We start from the raw sequence: 23,466 nt of genomic DNA, 5'->3' as shown, positions 1-23,466 counted from the left end.
AGGAAGGTAATATGAAGAAGAATTTAGTATCTATAATTACTCCCATGTATAATTCTGAAAAATTTATTGAAGCAACCATAAAATCAGTATTAAACCAAACTTATCAAGAATGGGAAATGTTAATTATTGATGATTGCTCAACAGATAATAGTCCTAATATAGTCAAATCTTATATGCAACAAGATAGTAGAATAAGATGTATAAAGACTGAGACTAATAAGGGTGTCTCTAATGCTAGAAATTTAGCACTAAGTAAGGCAACAGGACAATTTATAGCTTTTTTAGATAGCGATGACCAATGGAATAGTAGTAAGTTAGAAAAACAAGTAAACTTTATGTTAGAAAATGATTATGTAATCTCATTTACTTCATATGAACTGATGGATGAAAATGATAAAAAATTAAACAAAGTTATAAAAGTACCACCTAATGTAGATTATAAAAGATTATTAAAAGGAAATATATTAGGATGTCTTACTGTTGTAATTGATAAGTCTAAACTAGATTTTGAAATCAAAATGAGTGGTGTAAGACATGAAGATTATGTTTTATGGCTATCTATATTGAAAAAAGGGCATATTGCTCACGGAATAAATGAAGTTCTAGCATTATATAGAAAGTCTAGTAATTCACTAAGTGGTAATAAAATAAAAGCTGCCATGTGGACTTGGAATATATATAGAAATATAGAAAAAATACCTCTATACAAAGCTATATACTACTTTATTAATTATGGAATAAATGGAATTAAAAAAAGTTAGATAGAGAGGAAGATTTAATTAATGTATAAATATAAATTTACTGTATTTACTCCAACATATAATAGAGCTCACTTACTTGAAAATTTGTACAATGATTTAAAAGCTCAAACTTATGACTTCAATGATTTTGAATGGTTGATTGTTGATGATGGAAGTAGAGATGGTACTAAAGAATTAGTTGAAAAATTTATATCAGAAAATAAATTAAATATAAGATATATATACAAAGAAAATGGAGGAAAGCATACTGCAATAAACCTAGGTGTAAAAAATGCAGATGGAGAACTATTTTTTATTGTAGATAGTGATGATGGTTTAATTAAAGATTCTCTTGAAATTGCTAATGATGAATGGAATTCTGTAGAGAATAAAGTAGGGTTTAGTGGAGTTGTTGGCCTTTGTGTATATCCAAGCGGAGATTTAATAGGTACAGAAATGCCTGAAGATAAGAAAATATGTCACTTTGCAGACCTATATTTTAAGTATGGCGTTAAGGGAGATAAAAGTATAGTATTTGTAACTGATGAGCTTATAAAATTTCCTTTTCCAGAAAGAAAAGAAGTGAGATTTTTACCAGAAAGTGTAGTATGGAATGAAATGTCTAAATACTATAAAGTTAAATGTGTAAACAAACCGATGATAATAAGAGATTATTTGGATGATGGTTTGACTAAAAATATATTAAATAAAAATGCATTAAAAGGTAGAGCATTAGAGTTTTTATATTTAATAAATCAGAATACATATCCATTAGGTAGATATCCATATATGTGGATAAAAAATTACATAAATTTAGCTAGATATTCGTTATTGTCTGACAGCCATTATTTTGGAGAAATCAATAAAATATCTGATAAATTGTTGTATTTAGTATTATTCCCGTTAGGATATTACAAATATATTGGACAAAGAAAATTAGTATCTAAGTAAACTTGTTGGTATAGTACTGCTAGTTGCTATATAAGGAGAGTAAAAATATGAATGAGCCTTTAGTATCGATAATCACTCCTGTATATAATTCAGAAGAGTTTTTATCAGAGACAATAAAGTCAATCCAAAATCAAACTTATAAAAATTGGCAGCTTTTATTAGTGGATGATTGTTCTAAGGACAATTCAAGTGAAATTATAAAAAGTTTTCAAAAAGAAGATGCTAGAATAAAATATATAGAACTTGAAAAAAATTCTGGAGCTGCAGTATCTAGGAATGTTGGTATTGAAAATGCGGAAGGTCGATTTATTGCATTTGTAGATAGTGATGATTTGTGGGATAGTAAAAAGTTAGAAATTCAGATAGGATATATGTTAAAAGAAAAAATCGGGTTTTCTTTTACATCTTATAGATATATGAGACAAGATGGAACAAAAACGAGCAAAGTTGCAAGAGCACCTAAAAAGATTGACTATGAAGGATTACTTAGAAATACTATAATAGGGTGTTCTACAGTGGTCATTGATAAGGAGATTGTAGGAGAGTTTAGTATGCCTTTAGTAAGAAGAGGACAAGATACTGCAACTTGGTTACAGTTACTTAAAAAGGAAAAATATGCATATGGAATTCAGGAAGATTTAGTTAATTATAGGCTAGTTGGAAATTCTATATCAAGTAATAAGATAAAAGCATTAAAACGAACTTGGAATACTTATAGGAATGTTGAAAATTTAAGTTTGCCAAAAAGTCTATATGTATTTTGTTTTTATGTTTTTAATGCTATCAAGAAGAGAGTATAAGTTTTATATACTTGGAGGTAAAGATAATGAAAATAGCTATAGCTGGGACTGGATATGTAGGATTGGTTACAGGCGTTTGTCTAGCAGAAGTAGGTAATGAGAATGTAATCTGTGTTGATGTAGATGAACAAAAAGTTAAATCAATGAAGCTGGGAATAGCTCCTATATATGAAGAAGGCCTAGAAGAACTTATGGTTAAAAATTACAATAGAGGAAGAATAGATTACACTACTGACTATAAAAAAGCTTATGAAGATGTAGATGTAATATTAATAGCTGTAGGTACTCCAGAGAGAAGTGATGGTTCAGCTAATTTAGATTATATAAAGGCAGTTGCTAAGCAAATAGCTGAAACTGTAACAAAGGATACTCTAGTGGTAATAAAATCTACAGTGCCAATTGGTACAAATGAAGAGATAGAAGATTATATAAGTAGAAACTTAAAAAATGATGTCAAAATAGAACTTGCATCTAATCCAGAGTTTTTGTCACAAGGGACAGCAGTAAAAGATACTTTACATGCTTCAAGAATCGTTATAGGTGTAGAAAGTGAATGGGCTAGAGATATATTACAGCAAATTTATGAACCATTTAATCAACCTATAATAGTTACAAATAGAAATAGTGCTGAAATGATAAAATATGCATCAAATAATTTCTTGGCACTTAAGATATCATTTATGAATGATATTGCAAATCTCTGTGAAATAGCTGGAGCTAATGTAGAAGATGTAGCTTTAGGAATGAGTTATGATGATAGAATCGGAAGTAAGTTTTTAAAAGCAGGAATAGGGTATGGAGGTTCTTGTTTTCCAAAAGATACAAAAGCACTTCATTGGTTATCTGAACATAATGGCTACGAACTAAAAACAGTAAAGGCTGCAATTGAAGTAAATGAAAGCCAAAAGCTTAAATTAGTTAGAAAAGCATCAAAATTAGTTGAGAGTTTCCAAGATATGAAGGTTGCTGTCTTAGGTTTGACTTTTAAACCAGAGACTGATGATATAAGAGAAGCACCATCTATACCAAATATAAAATATTTGCTTGAAAGAGGAGCAAGAGTAACAGTATATGACCCAATTGGTGTAAATAATACTAAAAAAATATTTGGTGACTCTATACTTTATGCAAATTCTATAGATGATACAATAGAAGATGCAGAGATATGTTTTATAATGACAGAATGGAAAGATGTCTTAAATTATGATATACATAAGTATAAGGAAAAGATGAAAAATCCTCTTGTTCTTGATGGAAGAAACTGCTATAAGGTTAAAGATATGGAAGAACTTGGGATTGAGTATTATTCGATAGGAAGGTAAATATTATGAAGACTGTTTGTTATTTAGCTGATGGGTCAAATCCTCATACTTTAAAATGGTGTAGTTTTTTTAAAAATAAAGGATACGACATTCATGTAATTTCTCTAAATGGAGGTCACATGGAAGGGATAAAAATTTATGACTTTAGTTCTAATGTAGAAGAACTAAAAAATGAAAATATTTCTAAAAAAACAGGATACTTAGGCTCAATAAAAAAAATAAAGAAGCTAGTAAATGAAATAAAGCCAGACATATTGCATGCACAGTATGCAAGTAGTTATGGATTTATAGGAAGCCTACTTGGGTATCATCCATATATTATTTCTGTTTGGGGTACTGATATTTACGATTTCCCTAACAATGGTTTTATACAAAAACAAATTATAAAGCATAACTTTAGAAAAGCTGACTATATTTTTTCAAATAGTAGAGATATGGCTAAAGAAGCTAATAAATATACAGCAAAACATGTGGATGTAACCTTTTTCGGAGTAGATATGGATAGATTTAAACCTATGGAAGTAGAAAAAGAAGATGCTTTTGTAATAGGAATTATAAAGAGTCTAGAAAAAAAATATGGAATAGAATATTTAATACAAGCATTTAAGATGCTGAAAGATGAATATAAAGAAAAGAAAATAATTCTTAAAATAGGTGGTTCTGGGAGCCAGATGGACAACCTAATAAATTTAACTAAGGAATTAGGAATAGAAGAAGATGTTCAGTTTTTAGGAAGAATATCTCCAGAGAATGTCAGCAAGACTTTTAATTCTTTTGATGTAACTGTATTTCCTTCTTTAAGAGAGGGATTTGGTGTGGCAGCTATAGAATCAGAATCATGTGAAGTACCTGTTATAGTTACAAATGTAGGTGGACATCCAGAATCTGTATGGGAAAATGAAACTGGCTTAATTGTAGAGCCAAAACAACCAGAAGAAATAAAAAATGCCATAATAAAACTAATGGAAAATGACGAACTTAGACTTAGAATGGGTAAAAAAGGTCGTCAATTCGTTAAAGATAATTATGAAGTTAATTTAAACTTTAATGATATAGAAAAAATTTATGACTCTATATTGGATAAACATAAAAAATAAAATTAAAAATATACAGCAAAAGATAGATGTTGTTGGCTATGCTTAGGTGCGTAGCTTTTGCTGTTTAATGGAGGGCTTCTAGTTATGCGAGAAAGTATAGATTTAGAGAAAGAAAGCTTTTTAAATAAGCTTTTTAAAAAATATAAATTTAGACAATTAACATTATTAATTCTAGATATTTGTAGCGTGCTAGTAGCATTTCGAATGTCTTTGAGTTTGACAGGTAATTTAAATGTATTTACTATCAATGATGTAATAATTTCAGCTTGTATATATATTGTACTTCATATAGTATCATTTAGATTATTTAAGTGTTACAACACATTATGGAGATATGCAGGAGAAGAAGAAATTATCTCTATTTTTATTGCAACCTTAGCTTATTTAATACCAGCTTATATAATCAATAAATTATTAGGTTTTGATTATCCCATAATGTTTTATGTATTAAATACAATATTTATTATAATGTTTACAAGTGGTGCTAGAATAGCATATAGAGCTATAAGAATAGTCATGAATAAGACATATTCTAGAGGTAAGGTTTCAAATATCCTTATAATTGGAGCAGGAGATGCTGGAGAAATGGTTATACAGGAGTTAAAAAGAAATTCAGAACTTAAAAAGGTAGCAGTAGCTATAATTGATGATGATGAAAATAAAGTTGGAAGAATAATTCATAATGTAAAGATTGTAGGGACAACTTCAAATATAAAAGATGTAGTCGAAAAATACAATATAGATGAAATAATCTTTTCAATTGCAAATATAGAAAAATATAGAAAAAAAGAAATTATTGATATATGTAAGAATACTAACTGTAAAATAAAGACAATACCAGGAATTTACGAAATTATAGACGGAAAAGTGGATATAAAACAGATTAGAGAAGTAGACATAGAAGATTTGTTGGGTAGAGAGCCAATAAAAACAAATTTAAGAGAGATAAGTAATTATATTGAAGGAAAAGTAATTCTAATAACTGGAGGCGGAGGCTCAATTGGTTCAGAGCTTTGCAGACAGATTGCAGGATTTAATCCTAAAGAACTTATCATAGTTGATAATTATGAAAACAATGCTTATGCAATACAACAAGAATTGCTTAGAAAATACAGAAATAAATTGGATTTAAAGACAGTAATAGCATCAATAAGAGAAGAAAAAAGAATGGATGAGATATTTAATAAATATAAGCCAGAAGTAGTATTTCATGCAGCAGCACATAAACATGTTCCTCTTATGGAATCAAGTCCTGGTGAAGCTATAAAGAATAATATATTTGGTACTTTAAACATAGCTGGATTGTCTTCAAAATATAGAGCTAAGAAATTTGTCCTTATATCAACAGATAAGGCTGTAAATCCTACTAATATAATGGGAGCTACTAAAAGAGCTGCTGAAATGATTATCCAGACTATTAATGCTGAAAGTGAGACTGAATTTGTTGCTGTTAGATTTGGAAATGTACTTGGTAGTAATGGAAGTGTAATTCCACTTTTTAAAAAGCAAATAGAAGATGGTGGACCAGTTACAGTTACACATCCAGATATCATTAGATATTTTATGACAATACCAGAGGCAGTAGGTTTGGTTATACAAGCTGGAGCTATGGCTAAAGGTGGAGAAATATTTGTGCTTGATATGGGAGAGCCTGTAAGAATATTGGATTTAGCAAAAAATTTGATTAAATTTAGTGGGTTTGAACCAGATGTTGATATAAAAATTGAGTTTTCTGGTCTTAGACCAGGAGAAAAGTTATATGAAGAACTACTTATGTCAGAAGAAGGTCTGTTAGATACAGAGCATAAAAAGATTTTTATTGGTAGACCAATAGATGTTGATAGAGAAAAAATAACAAAATACTTAAAACTTTTAAGAGAAATTACTAACAATGAAGAAATTGAAAAAATAGATAGTGTTATGAGAAAATTAGTGCCAACTTACATTAAACCAGAAGATGCTAATGTCAAGGAAATTGCAACAACTCGGGAGAAGTAGAATATATTTCTAATTTGTAACCAGGGGGAGCAAAAAGAAACAAATATATACGAAAAAGAAACAAAAGATTACAAAAAGATTACAAAAAGATTACAAAAAAGGTTGCAATTTATTTTGATGTAAGTTAGAATGTTAATTAGGAATTGGAAACAAATGAAAAAAATGTTAAATTTTCGAAAGGATTAGGTATTTGAGATTATGATGAATATTAAAAATAAAAAACATATATTAAAAAAATTTATAGCTATGGTGTTAATAGCAGGAGTTGTCACAGTAGAAGCAGGAGCAATAACAGCTAGTGCAGCAGAGTTAACTAATTCACCTATGACTGCAACAGTAGACCAATGTGATTTCTTAAATATGAGAAGTGGAGCTAGTGCAAATGACTCAGTAGTAGGAAAGATAAACACAGGAGACAAAGTTGAGGTTTTAGAATTACATTCAAATGGATGGATTAAAATAAAATCAGTTGATAATGTTACAGGATGGGTAAATGGAGACTATTTAACTATTGAAGGTGGAAATGTAGACGCAAAGGTACAAAATGTTTTAAACTTAGCATTTAAGCAACAAGGTAAGCCATATAGATGGGGAGCAACTGGACCAAATTCTTTTGATTGTTCTGGGTTCACTTCTTATGTCTATAAAAATGGAGCAGGAGTTAATTTACCAAGGGTATCAAGATCACAAGCAACAGTAGGAAAGAAAGTATCAAGAGCAGAATTAAAACCAGGAGATTTAGTTTTCTTTGGTTCAGGTGGTTCAATAAATCATGTTGGATTGTATGTTGGAAATTCTAAATTCATACATTCACCACAAACAGGAGATGTAGTAAAAGTTACTAGTATGGCACCAGGAACTAATTATGCAAAAAGACTTATAACTGCTACTCGTGTTTTACAATAATAATAGAAATTGATTTACATAGGATTGAATATTAACATTAAGTATGTAGAGTTACATTTAATGTTTTACATATATATTGAAATGGTTAGTAATATTAAAATAGTGATGGACGTTATAAAAACAGCAAAGAAGATAAATTTCTTTGCTGTTTTTTTTATAATAAATTATTTCATATTATAATCAAATATCAAATATAAATTTTAACTATATTATTCAATATTTGACAGATAATATGAATTTTAGATATACTTAGTAAGGAGTATATTGTAAAAAAAATAAATTTTAGAAATTAAGGGGGATGAAATGAAAAAAATAAGTATATTAGTATTATCACTTATAATGACACTTACAATGTGTAGTGTAAGTTCATTTGCAGATTCATCAAATGATAAGGAAATGAGAGCTGCTTGGATATCTACAGTTTATAATTTGGACTGGCCTAAGACTAAAAATAATGAAGCCAAGCAAAAAAAGGAATACACAGATTTGTTGGACAAGTTAAAAAGTTCAGGAATAAATACAGCAGTGGTTCAAGTAAGACCAAAATCAGATGCTTTATATAAATCAAATATAAATCCATGGTCTGAATATCTTACAGGTACACAAGGTAAAGACCCTGGATATGACCCATTACCATTTTTAATAGAAGAAGCACATAAAAGAGGGATGGAATTCCATGCATGGTTTAATCCATACAGAATAACTATGGCAGATGAGAGCATTGATAAATTACCAGCTAACCATCCAGCAAAGAAAAATCCAAGTTGGGTAATTAAGCATGGAAATAAGTATTACTATGACCCAGGTTTGCCAGAAGTTAGAAAATACATAGTTGATAGTATAGCAGAAGTTGTTCAAAATTATGACATAGATGGTGTTCATTTTGATGATTATTTCTACCCAGGAGTAAGCTTCAGTGATAATGCAACATATCAAAAATATGGAAATGGACAAAATAAAGACAATTGGAGAAGAGAGAATGTAAATACTTTACTTAGAGATGTAAAAGCATCTATAAAGAGTATAAAATCTAATGTTGTATTTGGTGTAAGTCCAGCTGGAATATGGAGAAATAAGAGTAGTGACCCAACAGGTTCAGATACATCAGGTAATGAAAGTTATGTAGGTACATATGCAGATACAAGAGCATGGATAAAACAAGGGTTAGTTGATTATGTAGTTCCACAACTTTATTGGCCAATTGGTCTTAAAGCTGCAGATTACTCTAAATTAGTAGCATGGTGGGCTAATGAAGTAAAAGGAACAAATGTAGACTTATACATAGGACAAGGTATATATAAGCAAGGTCAATCAAGTTATAATGGACAAAATATAGCAAAAGAAATAGTAAAACAAGTAACATTAAATAGAAAATACAGTGAAATAAAAGGTAGTATGTATTTTTCAGCTAAAGATATAGCAAATAGTACTTCTATACAAAACGATTTAAAGAGTTTATATTCTAGTAGTAATGAAGAGCCAGTTACTCCACCATCAAATGTTAAAGTAGAAAAATTAAGAGGTAATGAAAGATATGATACAGCAGTAGCAATAAGTAAAAAAGGTTGGGCTACAAATTCAGATACAGTAGTATTAGTAAATGGATATTCTATAGTTGATGGGATAACATCAACACCACTTGCTACAGCAAATGATGCTCCTATATTATTAGTAAATAAGGACAATATACCTACATCTACTAAGAATGAGATAAAAAGACTTAATCCAAGTAAAGTTGTCCTAATAGGAGGAAATAGCTCTATTGGAGATAAAGTTGAGAATGAGATAAAAGATACAATATCAAATGTATCAATAAATAGAGTTGGTGGTTCAGATAGATATAGTACATCTTTATTAATAGCAAAGGAATTAGTAAAAACTAATCCAGTAGAAAAATTATATATAACAAGTGGAACAGGTGAGGCTGATTCTCTTTCTATAGCTTCAAAAGCAGGAGAGGAAAAGCAACCAATAGTATTAGTATCAAAAGATAATGTAAGTGATGATGTTTATAATTGGATATCAGACTTAAAAGTAAAAGATGCTTATTTCATAGGTGGTAATCTAAGTATATCTGATTCAGTAATAACTAAATTAGATAAGGTTATTACAAACGATGTGTCTAAAAATAGAATAGCTGGAGAAAACAGAGAAGAAACAAATGGAAAAGTAATACAAAAATTCTATCCTAATGCTGAATATCCATCAATGTTTGTAAGTAAAAGTAATCAGCTAGTAGATGCATTAACATCAGGTCCTTTAGCTGCTAAATTAAAATCACCAGTAGTTATGCTTGGAAATAGTGTGACATCTGCTCAGAAAACAGCTTTAGAGCCTAAGAAAACAACTCTAGTATATGAAGCTGGTGATGGCATAAATCAAAATTCATTAAATACTTTCCTAAACTTAGTTAAGTAATAGAAAAGTTTGTTTAAGATATAGGTTGGTTTATAAAAATAGAGTCAAATAAAATCATAAATATACATTAGAAAATAAAAAAGAACTATATGCATTTTGTAATCAAGTGTAAATAATAACTTGAAAATAATTATGCGATATAGTTCTTTTTTAATATTTAATCTTATATTTCCAGTAAACTTTATGTTAAATTTCTTATTGTTTATATTCTATGTCATTAAATATAAAATCATGTAATATGTCTAAAGTATCTGGGTCAAATCTAAGAACCCATCCAGCTTTTCCATATATACCACCTGTACTGTGAATTTCATCATCAATAGGGAATTCAAATTGCTTAACATTTAAGTCACCCATTTTTAAAACTTGAGCTCCTAAAGAAAGTATTGCATTAGGTTTCATGTTAGTTTTAACATATGGAAGAACAGCATCTAATAAACCTGGATATTTAGTGACAGGTAAAGTTTCTGTTTTCTTGATTATAGCTTGTATAATCTGTCTCTGTCTACCATCTCTAGCAAAAGCTGTATCGTTGTGTCTGATACGTGCAAAAGATAGTGCTTGATATCCATTTAAAGTTTGTTCTCCTGATTTTTTAATGTATTGTATGCTACCTTTATCATCACTTTTATTCCAACCATAAGTTTCAGGAATAAATTTATTTAATTCTCGTATTTCTCCTTTTTCAATGGTAACTTCAACGCCACCAATAGCATCAATTATATACATAAATGATTCGAAATTAACACAAGCATAATTCTGAATATCAATATTAAAGTTCTCTTCAATTGTTTGTATTAATAAATCAGCTTGTCCATAAGCATAAGCATGAGTAAGTTTTTGTTTACCATGACCAGGGATGTCTACATAGCTATCACGAGCTAATGATGTAAGTTTGATATCATTATGCTTGTTATCAATAGTAAGTATCATCATAGCATCTGACCTTGAAGAATCTTCATTTGGTCTAGCATCTGTTCCCATAAGTAGTATGTTAGTTATTCCATTTTCATTTTTATGGTCATTATTATTTAACAAATCACTATTTATGCTCGAGTCATGAATAGAAGATAATTTATAATAAAAATATCCATAGACGCTTATAGGGAATATTACTACCAAGAAAGCCAGTAGTATAACAAATTTCTTTAATTTTGACAAAAGTACCCCTTCTTTCTTCTTTTTCCTGTATATTTTTTAATAGCATACACTTAATTATATTAAAGTATTGAGATATATTCAATACTTGTTTCAGTTACAAAAAAAAGACAATGATATAATTTATAAGAAAAATTGTCAATTTATATATATAATTAAAAGTACATGTAATATATTTTTTGAAAAATAAATTTATATTTTAAAATAAAAACACACCCCACAATTGCAAAGTAATTTGCCTTTGAGAGGTATGTACTTACTATAAAATTATTAATTTGTTTTGTTTTAGATAAATATTTACTCTTCAACCATAATATCTTCAAATATAAAATCATGCATCGCATCTAATTCATATTCTTCAAAAGGAATTACATATCCTGCATCACCTATTTTTCTACCATTTTCAGTAGAAAGAGGGAATTCCATAGACTTAAGGTCTAAATTTCCTATGCTTAAAAGGTCTTTTCCTAAAGATATTATTTCATTAGGGTTCATATTAGTTTTTACATATGGAAGTATTGTATTAACTAGATTAGGATATTTAGTAACTGGTAAATCCTTAACACCATTTATTAAGCTTTGTATAACACTTCTTTGTCTTCTATCTCTTTGGTCTGTGCTATCATTTTTTCTTATACGAGAAAATGCAAGTGTCTGATATCCATTTAATTTTTGTTCACCTGAGCTTCTTATATATTTAAGAGAACCTTTGTCATCGCTTTTATTCCACTTATAAGTTTCAGGTATAAATTTGTTTAATTCTCTTATTTCACTCTTGTCAACAGTAACCGTAACTCCACCTAGAGCATCAACTATATCCATAAAAGAGAAGAAGTCAACTACAGCATAGTTTTGTATGTCAATTTGGAAGTTTTCCTCTATAGTTTCTATCAATAAGTTAGCTTGTCCATATACATAAGCATGTGTTAGTTTTTCATCTCCATGTCCTGGTATATTAACATAAGTATCTCTATTTAATGAAGTTAATTTAAGGCTTTTATTTTTATTATCAATAGTCAGTATCATCATGGCATCTGAACGAGAAACTTCTTCTCCAGGTCTAGCATCTGTACCTAACAATAATATATTTGTGATACTTTCTTCATTTTTATAGTCATTACTACTCAGCGCCTCTGTATTTATACTATCATCTTGGATAGTTTTTAATTTAGTAAAAACATATCCATAGACACTAACAGGAAATGCTATAACTAAAAGGGCTAGAAATATAACGAACTTTTTGAGTCCTGACAATAATATCCCCTACTTTCTAAATTTTTTAATTACACATAGTTAATTATATTAAAAATTTGTTATATAAGCAATAAAAAACACAATAAATTAGCATAAGTTTGTCATAATATAATTATTTTTATGGTATTTTATATAAGAAAGTGTGTAGTTATTATGAATTCACTTGGAATATAATTATATGAAGATTTAAATTTTTATAAATTGATGTATATATTGAAAAAAATATTTTCCTACATATGCTTAGAACATCTTACAAAAGGAGTAAATTGTAATTTAGAAATTTTAGTGTATAATAGGAATTGAAAATTTAAACTGATAAAAAATAATCATAAATAATCATAAATTATATAATTTGGGGGAGGAAATGTATGATAAAATTAATAGCAACAGACTTAGATGGAACTTTGTTAGATGAGAAGAGCGAAATAAATCCAGAGTTTTATAAAGTATTTAAAAAATTAAGAGAAAGAGGGATAATGTTTTCTGCGGCAAGTGGTAGGCAGTATCAAAATCTTATAAAAAAATTTGAAGATATAAAAGATGATATGATGTTTATCTCAGAAAATGGAACATTGGTAGTATATAAAGGAAAAGAAATATTATCAAATCCTTTGGAGAAAGAATTAGTAAATGAAATTATAGAGACAACAAGAAGTATAAAAGGAAAAAAAATTGTGATGAGTGGTAAAAAATACGCTTATATAGAAAGTAAAGATGAAGCATTTATAGAAGAAGTTAGTACTTACTATGCAAAGTTTAAAGTTGTAGATGACTTGACTAAAGTAGAAGGCGATATATTAAAGATAGCTGTATTTGACTTCAAAGGTGCAGAACATAATAATAGTATCTACTTTGAAAAGTTTTCTGATAGAGCTCAAGTATGTATTTCTGGAGTAGAGTGGCTTGATTTAACTGCAAAAGGTGCTAATAAAGGAAGTGCAATAAAAAAAGTACAAAGAATGCTAGATATAAAATATGAAGAAACTATGGTATTTGGTGACCAATTGAATGATGTAGAAATGATGAAGAGTGCTTATCATAGTTACGCCATGGAAAATGCAAATGAGTATTTAAAAGAAATTGCTAGATTCAGAGCAAAAAGAAATACTGAGAATGGCGTTGTAGATAAGATAAAAGAGGTCATGAAAATAGGATAGCCATTTATAGTGGGGGTCTAAATGAAAAAGATTATTTTAGCTGGTATAAATGATAAGTTGAAAGTAGCATATAAATTGCAACTTGAAGAGGTATTGGGAGATGTTGCAAAAATAGAAACTTATGATATAGAAGATTTGAACTTGTCAAATTGTGATGTTATAGTAGCGATGAATTATTTAGATGAACAAATAGTAGACCAATGGATAAAAAGAAATAAAGAAAAATTAGTTTTAGTAAAAACTATGTATACTAAAGATGTAGTAGAAAAATTGAGAAAAATTCAAAGAGGAAAGAGAGTTCTCCTTATAACTCCTGAATGGATATATACACTAGAATGTATAGCAATATTAAAGAAATTAGGAATAAATCATATTGAATTTATACCATATAACAAAGAGCTATTTGGGGTGTATATAGAAAATGTAGATACAGCAGTTTATTTGGGAGAACTTTTTTACACACCAGATTTTGTTACAAATTTTATTGATATTGGTTGGAGAGAAATCGTATATAATGGATATTTAGAAATATTGGAAAAATTAGAAATAGACCCTAGTATAGTAGCATCTAAGTTAAAAGTAGTGAAAGAAAATGTGTATAGTGAAGATGAGATTGATATTAAATCTATAATGGAAGATTTGAAATATAAAAATCGAGTAAGACATTTAATTGATTCCATACCAATAGGGATGATTATTTTAAATCAAGATAAAACTATAGAGCTATATAATGAATATGCAAGAAAATTACTCAATATAAAAGAAAGTAATATAGGAAAAGATTTAAGTACAATTAAGCCACTACTAAATATATACAACTTATTTAAACGTACAAATCTTAAAAAAAATATATATTACTCAGATAAAACGCTAAATAAAGAATTTATAGTCAGTAAAAACAATATAAACTTTATGGGTAAAAACTATCAAGAGTCTATATTTATAGATGAAGTGTTTGAAGCATATGAAGGAAATACTGGAAAGATAAATAAATCTTATTTGGCTAAATATACGTTTGATGATATAGTAGGAAACTCTAATAAGAATAAAGAAGTTATAGAATACGCTAAGAAATACGCTAAAATAGACTCAACTGTACTGATATTAGGTCAAACTGGAACAGGAAAAGAGTTATATGCTCATTCTATTCATAATTGTTCAAATAAAACTAATAGACCATTTATATCTATAAATTGTGCAGCAATACCAGATGAATTACTTGAAAGTGAATTGTTTGGTTATGAAAGTGGAAGTTTTACAGGTGCTAGGTCTCAGGGTAAAAAGGGTTTATTTGAAATAGCTAATGGTGGAACTATATTTTTAGATGAAATAGGAGATACAAGTCAATTATTTCAAGTAAAGCTTTTGAGAGTATTACAAGAGAAGGAAATAGTTAAAATTGGTGGATATGAAAAAATTAGACTGGATATAAGAGTAATTGCTGCTACTAATAAGACTATAGATGAACTTAGAAATTCTTGTAATTTTAGAAAAGACTTGTTTTATAGACTTAGTACTTGCATACTCAGTATACCTCCACTTGAAGAGAGGAAAGAAGATATACCAGTGCTATGCAATTATTTTTTAGGAAATATGGGATGTCATTATAAAAAAATCGATGACAAATTAGGAAAATTTCTGTATACATACAAATGGGATGGAAATGTAAGAGAATTAAAAAATTGTATTGAATATGTTGGAAATTTTGGTGGTGAACTACTTACAATAGATGATTTACCTATGATATATAAAGACTCTTGCCAAAATAAATATATTGAAGATAAAGAAAGTACTTCAAATACATATAGCAATAATCAAAACAGAGCATATGAAAATAATATAATTAATGATACAGGTTTTGAAATTAATGATAATATAGAAAAATCTTATAATGTATATTTTGAAAACTTAAGCCATCGAGATAATATTATAGCGTGTGAGATTATGAGAATCTTATATAAAGAAAATTGTGGAAGAAGAATGTTAGTAAAGAAATTACAATCAAACAATGTAGATTCGAGTGAGCATAGTGTTAGAGTAATTATGAACTTTTTAGAGTCAGAGGGATATATTGGAAAGAGTATTGGGAGAAATGGGAGTCACCTTGAAGAAAAAGGGGAGAAATGGGTTACTAAAAACTTATAAATATAAAATAAATGGGATATTGATTTAATAATATCCCATTTATTTTTTTGTTTACAATATTATTTATTTAATCAGAATAATTAAAATTTTAAAATAGAGTATTCATAAGTCTTATAAGACTTATTGAGATTAAAACCTACTTACTTGGCATAATCATTGCTTATATAGTAAGTCACAAGTAAAAATTAATTACTATGAGGAGGGTTTTAAATATGAAAAACGATTTAATTAATTGTGTTAATAAAAATAAAGAAGATTTAGTAGAAATGGCAAAAGGAATATGGGAAAATCCAGAGACTTCATATGAAGAATATTTTGCAAGTGGTGTACAAAAGAAATACTTAGAAGAAAATGGATTTAATGTAAATACTGTACAAGGAATAGAAACTGCCTTTGTAGCAGAGTTTGGAGAAGGTAGACCTGTCATAGGGATATTAGGAGAATACGATGCCTTACCAGGATTATCACAGAAAGTATCTTTAACTAAAGAAGCTATAACTGAATCTGCCCCAGGTCATGGGTGTGGTCACAATCTGTTGGGAGTAGGGGGAGTAGGAGCAGTAGTAGCATTAAAAGAAGTTATGGAGAGAGAAAATATCAAAGGGACTATAAAATATTTTGGATGTCCAGCTGAAGAAGGTGGCGTTGGAAAATGTAATATGTATAAAAAAGGATGTTTTAGAGATATAGATTGTGCATTTAGCTGGCATCCTTTTGATGTAAATAGTCCTTGGAGACCAACTAGTTTGTCAAATTTCTCTATGAAATTTAGATTTAAAGGAATTACTTCTCATGCGGCACAATCTCCACATACTGGTAGAAGTGCACTTGATGCTGTTGAACTTATGAATGTAGGTGCTAATTATCTAAGAGAACACATATTGGATTCTATTCGAATGCATTATGTAATAACGAATGGAGGAGAAAGACCAAATATAGTTCCTGGTTCTGCAGAATCATGGTATTTCTTAAGAGGTAAAAAAGCATCAGATGTAAAGAGTACTCTTGATAGATTGGTAAAAGTTGCTAAAGGTGCAGCAATGATGACAGAAACAGAGATGGAATATGAAGTTATAGATGCAATGTATGATTATTTGCCTAATCAAAGTCTAACAGATGTTGTATCTGAGAATATGAGATTAGTAGGAGCACCTAACTTTAAAGCTGAAGATTTAGAGTTTGCTCACAAATTAGCAAATACAATTACAAAAGAAGAAAGAAGAAATGTAGCAACTTCATTTCAAGGTAATCCTAATATAGCAGAAAAATATCTACATGATGATATTGCTGACTTTGAAGATTATAAATACAAAAATGTATCTGGTTCAACTGATGTAGGAGATATAAGTTATATAGTACCAACTGCACAATTTGCTATGGCGGCATGGCCTATTGGTACAGCAGCTCATACTTGGCAAGCTTGTTCATCATCTGGTTCTAATGTAGGTTTTGAGGCAATGTTAAGTGCGGCAAAAGTACTTGCCTGTTCTGCATATGATATCTTGATGGACAGAGAAAAGCTTGAAAAATCAAAAGAAGAGTTTACAAAATCTTTGGATGGATTTGAATATAAACCATTGGTATAATCTTTATTTTAAAAATAGAACTATACATTAAATAATAAAATAATCTTAAATTTACTAAAATTGGGGGGTAAAAAATGGAATCAAATAATATATCTAATTCACAAAAAGGATTTTTTAGAGGATGGTTAGTTGTATTTGCTGGCTTAATACTAATGATATCTGTTTATGGAATAGTAAATAATTGTGCAAGTTTATTTATAAAACCTGTAACAGAAGACTTAGGTTTTTCTAGGTCTGAGTTTTCTCTTTATTATACAGTAATTGCTTTATCTACTATGGTAATAGCACTTTTTATGGGGAAATTAGCAAAAAAATTTAAACTAAAAAATATAATGCTTGTGGGATGTGTATTAGCAGGAATAGGTTATATAGGATATTCATATGCAAATAGTATATATGTTTTTTATTTAATGAGTATATTTTCAGGTTTGGGGTTAGGTATGACAACTCTAACTCCTCTATCAATAATAATAAGTAATTGGTTTGTAGAAAAAAGAGGTCTGGCGTTAGGTCTAACTTTTATGGGAAGTGGAGTAGGTGGTATGATATTTAATCCTATAGCTAACTATATAATATTAAACTACAGTTGGAGACAATCATATTTAGTATTGGGAATAATAATCTTAGTTACAACTATACCAGTAGTTTTGATATTTATGTCTGAAAAACCAAGTGATAAAGGTTTACTTCCATATGGATATAGTAATTCTTCTGAAAACGTTTTAGATAATTCTGCAAAAGGAATCATGCTTGGAGATGCTGTAAAAACTAAAATATTTTGGATTATGGTTGTAGGGTTAATTTTGATTACAATAATAGCTATGGGAGTACAAATGCATATTGCATCTTATTTGACTGATATAGGGTATTCTCCAACTTTTGCAGCAAGTGTTATATCTATAAACATGGGAGTAGTTATATTAGGTAAAATACTTCTAGGTTACGTATTTGATAAAGTTGGATGTGAAAAAGGTGTTATATTTGTTGGATTGCAGGTATTTTTAGGGGTATTGGCTCTATTATTTGCTAGTAAGTATCCAGCTATAATAGTATTTATTATATGTTGGGGAATTGGAAACTGTATGGGAACTATTGTACCTGCTCTTATCACATCAGAGATATTTGGTAAAAGAGATTATTCAACAATAGTTGGTGTAGTAAATGCAGTGGTTTTATTGGGGGCGGCTTTAGGGTCAGCTGTTACAGGAAAATTATATGATATGTCTGGAGGATATACATTAGCATGGATGACATACTTGGTATTGACTGTAATTATGGTCGGATTGATATTAATAAGTCTAGTTTTAGGAAAAAAGAAAAAGCTAAAAGAGATTTAAATTATACTAATTAAGTAAATAAAAAATATCAATGTAATTTTTAATAAAATAAATTTATTTATATAAAAATTACATTGATATTTAATAAACATCAATAATGATATTTATTTTTTTATTATACTCAGTATTTTGTTTTCTATTTGAGAGGCATTTTCAGCAGAAATTAGATAAACATATCTGCCTGCTTTCTCAACTATAGTATTATTTGCTATTTCAGAATTGCTTTTTTCTCCATGTCCTTCTCCAAAAGGTGCTTGTATCATGTCTTTTTTATAATTTTCTAGAGTTTTATAAATTTTATCTACATCGTCAGTTTTTATGACGATAATATCTTCTAGAGATAATTTTTCAGAAGAATTAATTACAAAACCTTGAATGATGTCTTCTTCCACATCATTGAAATAGTTAAATTCCTTTGCATCAAAGACCTTTGATTCCTTTGTAAGTAAATCAGAAGATTTTAATGACCTTTCAATTTTCGATGTAGAAACGTTTTTGTAATCACCACTTGAAGAACAACTAACCATTCCAAATGATAAGATTATCGAAAAAAACAATATTAAAATTTTTTTCATGATAAACCTCCAAGTTTTTTAAACTCTATCTTAAATTAGTTTACTACATAATTATATAAAAATAAATGTATTTAATGTTACAGTTTTGATTAATAATGTAATATTTTGATAATAATACCTATTAAGAGGTGATTATAAATGAGAATACCAAAACATGTAGGAATTATCCCAGATGGAAATAGAAGATGGGCGAGCCAAAATGGTATGACAAAAGATAGAGGATATGAAAGTGGAATAAATCCTGGACTAGAATCTTATAGATTATGTAGAGATTTAGGTTGTGAAGAAGTAACTTTTTATGGATTTACAACTGATAATACAAGACGTCCATCAGTTCAGACAAAAGCTTTTACAAAAGCATGTATTGATGCTGCAAATATACTAATAGATGAAGGTGCGGCTTTATTAGTTGTTGGAAATACGAAATCTCCAATGTTTCCAGAAGAATTATTACCATATACTAATAGAATTCAAGCAAAGGAAGGCCAAATAAAAGCAAATCTATTGGTAAATTATGGATGGTATTGGGACTTAAATAATATATCAGGAGTAGAAAATGTAAATAAAAATAACATACAAGATTACATACAGTCATTTGATGTATCAAGATTAGATTTGATAATCAGATGGGGTGGAAGAAGGAGATTAAGCGGTTTTTTACCTGTGCAATCGATTTATGCAGACTTTTATGTTATAGATAACTATTGGCCAGATTTTAGAGGTGATGATATAAAAGATGCCTTTAGCTGGTATGACACACAAGATGTTACTTTAGGTGGATAATTAGAAAATTTTGAAGTTTTAGATTGTAGAATGTTTTAAATTATTGAAAAAAAACCTTCTTGGTGGTAAAATAACACTAATATTATGAAAAAATAACACTAATATTATAAAAAAATGTAAAAATCTATACCAAGAAGGGTGAAAAAATGTCAAAAAGCAATAATAACAATAATTCAAGAAACAAATCTAAAAATACCAGCCATCTGAATAGAAAAAAAAGAAAATTAAATAAGAAAAAATTAGTAGCGTTGGTTTGCTTTACGATGTTATTTTTATTTATTGCATTTAAAGTTACTCAAGGTGTAGTAGCTTTAGTAAAAGGGATGGATAAAAGCAATAAAACCAACCAACAACAAAACGTTGAGTCAGAGCAATTTGACCTTGGCACTGAGGAAGAAAATAAAAATAAAAAATACACTGTATTCATAGACCCAGGTCATGGAGGACATGATAACGGAACTGAAAGTAAGACTAGCAAAGAAAAAGACCTAACTTTACAGATTTCAAAAAAATTAGCAAATAAATTAGCCAAACAGAAGGATATTCAAGTCGTAGTATCTAGAACTGATGATACATATCTAACATTGATGGATAGAGTTAATTTAGCGAATAATAGTTCTGCTGATGTACTTGTTTCTATCCATTTAAATGCAGAGAAAAATGGACATACAGCAACAGGTATAGAAACCTGGTATAGGAATAAAGCTACAGATGGTTCAAAAGATCTTGCACAGTCAGTGCAAAGTACGATAGTATCCTATGTTAAAGTAAGGGATAGGGGTATAGTTGAAAATAATTTTGAAGTACTTAGAGAATCAAAGATGCCTGCCATATTAGTAGAGTGTGGATTTTTAACAACACCATCAGAAGAACAAAAAATAATAAATGCAAAATATCAAGACCAACTTACAGAAGGAATTGTTCAAGGTATACTTTCATACTTAGATTCTAAAGGTAAAAAATAAGGTAAATTCATTTTTGTGTAAGTATTTACTTAAGTATGAAACTATATAGATAGTATTAAATTTATTCTGTTATGTTGTATTAAAAAACACTATTTGAATTTAAAAACTATGAAATTAGAAATTATTTTACATATACCTAATCTCATAGTTTTTTTTGCCAATAAAGTTAATATTTATGAAATTTGGAAAAGTTAATTTAAGTATGACATAGTTATTTATATGTGATTTCAACATACATTGATTTACTATCAATTGTGCTTTATAATTAATATAGAAAAAGTTTGACTGTAAGATAATTTAAAAATAATATAGGGGAATTTATATGAATAAAAATAGTATGACAAAAATTTACAGTTTAAATAAAATAATTTTTATCATAATCGGAATTTTGGGAATAGTTTTACTTACAAGACATGTCGGGATAGATATAAAGGCTTTAATTTTACTTTTATTAATATTATTTACTATAAATGTATTTATTTCGTATCTTAAAATCAAGCTATATGAGGATAAAATTAATTTAGAGATGGTAAATAATTCAGATAAGATTATGAATATTACTAAGGATGAGAACTTTTTAAAACATATTCAAAATTATATTATCAGCAATAAGAAAGAGAACTGTGTTATGGCTTGTTTTGATTTATGTAGACTTAAACTTATAAATGATATATATGGTTATGAGCTAGGGGATGAAGTATTAGATAATATTTCAAGTAATCTAAAAAGTTATTTTGGTGAAGAGGCTATTTATGGAAAGTTAAAAAGCGACGTTTTTATATTAATAATAAAGCTTGAAGATAGAGAACAAAAGATTCCTTATTTGGTAAATCTCATTAGGAATAAAATTGTGACATTAAGTCAGATTGATAGTTTTAAAATGAATATAAATGTTGAAGCATCAATTGGAATTTATAGATTTAATGATGATAAAATTGATATAAAAAAAGCTATGGATAATGCAGATATGGCGAGGGTTAAGTCAAAAGGACTAAAGCATATAGAATATGTAGAATTTGATTCTGCAATGGAAGAAGAAATACAATCACTTATGAAAATAGAGCAAGATTTATTCTTAGCTATAAAGAATAAGGAATTTGTAATCCATTATCAACCTAAAGTTGATTCGAGTACAGGTAAAATTATAGGTTCAGAGGCATTAATAAGATGGATACATCCATCTTTAGGTATGGTTGGACCAAATAAGTTTATCCCTATAGCTGAAAGAAGTGGTTTGATAAATAATATTGGTAGATGGCTAATTCAAGAAGTATTTGTTACTATTGATAATTGGATTTCAGAAGGTATAAATGTCTTACCAGTTTCAATAAATCTTTCCAGAGTAGAACTATATAAAAATGATTTAGTAGATTTTTTTAAATCAATGTTTAATACATATAATGTGCCTAAAGAACTCATAGAAATAGAAGTTACAGAAACAACAGCACTAAGAGATGTAAAATTTATAAGTGAGAGGCTTTATGAGATTAAATCTTTAGGTATAGACATATCATTAGATGATTTTGGAGTAGGCAACTCAAATTTTATCAATCTTAAGGGGATACCACTAGATGTTATAAAAATTGATAGGTCACTTATAATGGATATAGTTACAAATACAAAGACAAAGTTTATGGTAAAAGCAATTGTTAATCTTTCACAAGATTTAAACTTAACTGTTATATGTGAGGGTGTGGAAGATATGGAGCAGGTTAAAGTTTTAAACGAAATGGGATGTAATTTAATACAGGGTTACATATTTTTTAAGCCTTTAGATGAGAGTAGCTACAAAAGAATTCTTACTGACATAAATTATGTAAATTTAGGAAATACTCTCTTAGATAAATACATGGCAGTTGAGGAGGCGGAAGAATGATTTCAGAAGATGTAGATTATTCAATAAGAATTATAAGAGCTATATTTAATAATGGGGAAGATAATCCAATAGATGTTAAAACGATATTAAAAAGCGAAGAGATACCAATACTAACACTGTATAAGCTTCTTAGAAAACTTTGTGCAAATAATGTGCTTACTTTTAATAAAGAAGATGGCAAGAAATACATGTTAAATGTATCATTGGATACAATAAGTCTAAGGACTATTGTAGAAGTAATTGATGGAAAAATATATATAAATAAATGTACGAGATATGTGTCTAATTGCAGTAATTGCTTAAAAGGTTGCAAAGTAAATCGTGAGTTACTAGAAATAGAAAAAGAAATCTATAAACTTTTATCAAGAAAATCTATAAGACAAATACTAGAATAATAA

19 protein-coding genes are annotated in these 23,466 nt (G+C 28.5%); 16 read left to right on the top strand and 3 right to left on the bottom strand.

Annotated elements, in window-relative coordinates:
- Positions 1–11: 11 nt before the first annotated feature.
- The 8 genes from ACTG45_RS15390 (at position 12) to ACTG45_RS15355 (ending at position 10,232) form a co-directional block, all read left to right on the top strand.
- Complete coding sequence (locus ACTG45_RS15390) at positions 12–761, top strand: glycosyltransferase family 2 protein (RefSeq protein ID WP_021385701.1); 750 nt, start codon at positions 12–14, stop codon at positions 759–761.
- Positions 762–782: 21 nt separating this feature from the next.
- Positions 783–1,691: a glycosyltransferase family A protein gene (locus tag ACTG45_RS15385; protein WP_021385664.1), complete on the top strand. Its 909-nt coding sequence runs from the start codon at positions 783–785 to the stop codon at positions 1,689–1,691.
- Between the two features lie 47 nt (positions 1,692–1,738).
- A complete protein-coding gene (locus tag ACTG45_RS15380) occupies positions 1,739–2,491 on the top strand; it encodes a glycosyltransferase family 2 protein (RefSeq protein WP_021385696.1) in 753 nt (250 codons plus the stop codon).
- A gap of 26 nt (positions 2,492–2,517) precedes the next feature.
- Positions 2,518–3,813, top strand: coding sequence for a UDP-glucose dehydrogenase family protein (locus ACTG45_RS15375; RefSeq protein ID WP_021385715.1), 1,296 nt, complete (start codon positions 2,518–2,520; stop codon positions 3,811–3,813).
- A 5-nt stretch (positions 3,814–3,818) separates the two neighbouring features.
- The gene (locus tag ACTG45_RS15370) at positions 3,819–4,910 is read left to right on the top strand and encodes a glycosyltransferase family 4 protein (RefSeq protein WP_479917332.1); all 1,092 of its coding nucleotides are present in this window, start codon (positions 3,819–3,821) and stop codon (positions 4,908–4,910) included.
- Positions 4,911–4,994: 84 nt separating this feature from the next.
- On the top strand, positions 4,995–6,908 hold the full coding sequence (locus ACTG45_RS15365) for a polysaccharide biosynthesis protein (RefSeq protein WP_021385672.1): 1,914 nt from the start codon (positions 4,995–4,997) through the stop codon (positions 6,906–6,908).
- A 201-nt stretch (positions 6,909–7,109) separates the two neighbouring features.
- Complete coding sequence (locus tag ACTG45_RS15360; RefSeq protein ID WP_479919303.1) at positions 7,110–7,814, top strand: C40 family peptidase; 705 nt, start codon at positions 7,110–7,112, stop codon at positions 7,812–7,814.
- A 303-nt stretch (positions 7,815–8,117) separates the two neighbouring features.
- Complete coding sequence (locus ACTG45_RS15355) at positions 8,118–10,232, top strand: cell wall-binding glycosyl-hydrolase Cwp19 (RefSeq protein WP_479919302.1); 2,115 nt, start codon at positions 8,118–8,120, stop codon at positions 10,230–10,232.
- 195 nt (positions 10,233–10,427) lie between these two features.
- Here the strand turns inward: ACTG45_RS15355 and ACTG45_RS15350 are convergent, their stop codons facing one another.
- A complete protein-coding gene (locus tag ACTG45_RS15350) occupies positions 10,428–11,393 on the bottom strand; it encodes an LCP family protein (protein WP_021385667.1) in 966 nt (321 codons plus the stop codon).
- 294 nt (positions 11,394–11,687) lie between these two features.
- A complete protein-coding gene (locus ACTG45_RS15345; RefSeq protein WP_479919301.1) occupies positions 11,688–12,644 on the bottom strand; it encodes an LCP family protein in 957 nt (318 codons plus the stop codon).
- A gap of 368 nt (positions 12,645–13,012) precedes the next feature.
- Here ACTG45_RS15345 and ACTG45_RS15340 point away from each other — a divergent pair, with 368 nt between their 5' ends.
- The 4 genes from ACTG45_RS15340 (at position 13,013) to ACTG45_RS15325 (ending at position 18,869) form a co-directional block, all read left to right on the top strand.
- Positions 13,013–13,801, top strand: a complete 789-nt coding sequence (locus ACTG45_RS15340; protein WP_021385704.1) for an HAD family hydrolase — start codon at positions 13,013–13,015, stop codon at positions 13,799–13,801.
- 21 nt (positions 13,802–13,822) lie between these two features.
- A complete protein-coding gene (locus ACTG45_RS15335) occupies positions 13,823–15,946 on the top strand; it encodes a sigma-54 interaction domain-containing protein (RefSeq protein WP_479919300.1) in 2,124 nt (707 codons plus the stop codon).
- 212 nt (positions 15,947–16,158) lie between these two features.
- Positions 16,159–17,532, top strand: a complete 1,374-nt coding sequence (locus ACTG45_RS15330) for a M20 family metallopeptidase (protein WP_479919299.1) — start codon at positions 16,159–16,161, stop codon at positions 17,530–17,532.
- Positions 17,533–17,606: 74 nt separating this feature from the next.
- On the top strand, positions 17,607–18,869 hold the full coding sequence (locus ACTG45_RS15325; protein WP_479917325.1) for an MFS transporter: 1,263 nt from the start codon (positions 17,607–17,609) through the stop codon (positions 18,867–18,869).
- A 104-nt stretch (positions 18,870–18,973) separates the two neighbouring features.
- Here ACTG45_RS15325 and ACTG45_RS15320 read toward each other — a convergent pair whose 3' ends face one another.
- The gene (locus ACTG45_RS15320) at positions 18,974–19,444 is read right to left on the bottom strand and encodes a DUF4358 domain-containing protein (RefSeq protein WP_021385671.1); all 471 of its coding nucleotides are present in this window, start codon (positions 19,442–19,444) and stop codon (positions 18,974–18,976) included.
- A 138-nt stretch (positions 19,445–19,582) separates the two neighbouring features.
- Between ACTG45_RS15320 and ACTG45_RS15315 the strand changes: the two genes are divergently transcribed.
- The 4 genes from ACTG45_RS15315 (at position 19,583) to ACTG45_RS15300 (ending at position 23,463) form a co-directional block, all read left to right on the top strand.
- Positions 19,583–20,227 carry an undecaprenyl diphosphate synthase family protein gene (locus tag ACTG45_RS15315; RefSeq protein WP_021385732.1) on the top strand — a complete coding sequence of 215 codons (645 nt, stop codon included), beginning with the start codon at positions 19,583–19,585 and terminating at the stop codon, positions 20,225–20,227.
- 146 nt (positions 20,228–20,373) lie between these two features.
- A complete protein-coding gene (locus tag ACTG45_RS15310) occupies positions 20,374–21,192 on the top strand; it encodes an N-acetylmuramoyl-L-alanine amidase family protein (RefSeq protein ID WP_479919298.1) in 819 nt (272 codons plus the stop codon).
- Between the two features lie 322 nt (positions 21,193–21,514).
- Positions 21,515–23,068 (top strand): putative bifunctional diguanylate cyclase/phosphodiesterase, encoded by a 1,554-nt coding sequence (locus ACTG45_RS15305; RefSeq protein ID WP_021385700.1) that lies wholly within the window; start codon positions 21,515–21,517, stop codon positions 23,066–23,068.
- Positions 23,065–23,463 (top strand): RrF2 family transcriptional regulator, encoded by a 399-nt coding sequence (locus ACTG45_RS15300; RefSeq protein ID WP_021385699.1) that lies wholly within the window; start codon positions 23,065–23,067, stop codon positions 23,461–23,463. The genes ACTG45_RS15305 and ACTG45_RS15300 overlap by 4 nt, the downstream gene beginning before the upstream one ends.
- Positions 23,464–23,466 lie beyond the last annotated feature (3 nt).

This window comes from Clostridioides sp. LIBA-7602, assembly GCF_056688945.1.
The sequence above is the reverse complement of the archived record's forward strand: the minus strand, read 5'-3'. Positions and strand labels throughout refer to the sequence as shown.

Excerpts from the sequence above, each read along its gene's own strand:
- ACTG45_RS15310 (WP_479919298.1), top strand. The coding sequence starts at position 20,374 with ATGTCAAAAAGCAATAATAACAATAATTCAAGAAACAAATCTAAAAAT.
- ACTG45_RS15305 (WP_021385700.1), top strand. The coding sequence starts at position 21,515 with ATGAATAAAAATAGTATGACAAAAATTTACAGTTTAAATAAAATAATT.
- ACTG45_RS15390 (WP_021385701.1), top strand. The coding sequence starts at position 12 with ATGAAGAAGAATTTAGTATCTATAATTACTCCCATGTATAATTCTGAA.
- ACTG45_RS15385 (WP_021385664.1), top strand. The coding sequence starts at position 783 with ATGTATAAATATAAATTTACTGTATTTACTCCAACATATAATAGAGCT.
- ACTG45_RS15330 (WP_479919299.1), top strand. The coding sequence starts at position 16,159 with ATGAAAAACGATTTAATTAATTGTGTTAATAAAAATAAAGAAGATTTA.
- ACTG45_RS15355 (WP_479919302.1), top strand. The coding sequence starts at position 8,118 with ATGAAAAAAATAAGTATATTAGTATTATCACTTATAATGACACTTACA.
- ACTG45_RS15300 (WP_021385699.1), top strand. The coding sequence starts at position 23,065 with ATGATTTCAGAAGATGTAGATTATTCAATAAGAATTATAAGAGCTATA.
- ACTG45_RS15370 (WP_479917332.1), top strand. The coding sequence starts at position 3,819 with ATGAAGACTGTTTGTTATTTAGCTGATGGGTCAAATCCTCATACTTTA.
- ACTG45_RS15365 (WP_021385672.1), top strand. The coding sequence starts at position 4,995 with ATGCGAGAAAGTATAGATTTAGAGAAAGAAAGCTTTTTAAATAAGCTT.
- ACTG45_RS15325 (WP_479917325.1), top strand. The coding sequence starts at position 17,607 with ATGGAATCAAATAATATATCTAATTCACAAAAAGGATTTTTTAGAGGA.
- ACTG45_RS15320 (WP_021385671.1), bottom strand. The coding sequence starts at position 19,444 with ATGAAAAAAATTTTAATATTGTTTTTTTCGATAATCTTATCATTTGGA.
- ACTG45_RS15335 (WP_479919300.1), top strand. The coding sequence starts at position 13,823 with ATGAAAAAGATTATTTTAGCTGGTATAAATGATAAGTTGAAAGTAGCA.
- ACTG45_RS15315 (WP_021385732.1), top strand. The coding sequence starts at position 19,583 with ATGAGAATACCAAAACATGTAGGAATTATCCCAGATGGAAATAGAAGA.
- ACTG45_RS15340 (WP_021385704.1), top strand. The coding sequence starts at position 13,013 with ATGATAAAATTAATAGCAACAGACTTAGATGGAACTTTGTTAGATGAG.
- ACTG45_RS15360 (WP_479919303.1), top strand. The coding sequence starts at position 7,110 with ATGAATATTAAAAATAAAAAACATATATTAAAAAAATTTATAGCTATG.
- ACTG45_RS15375 (WP_021385715.1), top strand. The coding sequence starts at position 2,518 with ATGAAAATAGCTATAGCTGGGACTGGATATGTAGGATTGGTTACAGGC.
- ACTG45_RS15380 (WP_021385696.1), top strand. The coding sequence starts at position 1,739 with ATGAATGAGCCTTTAGTATCGATAATCACTCCTGTATATAATTCAGAA.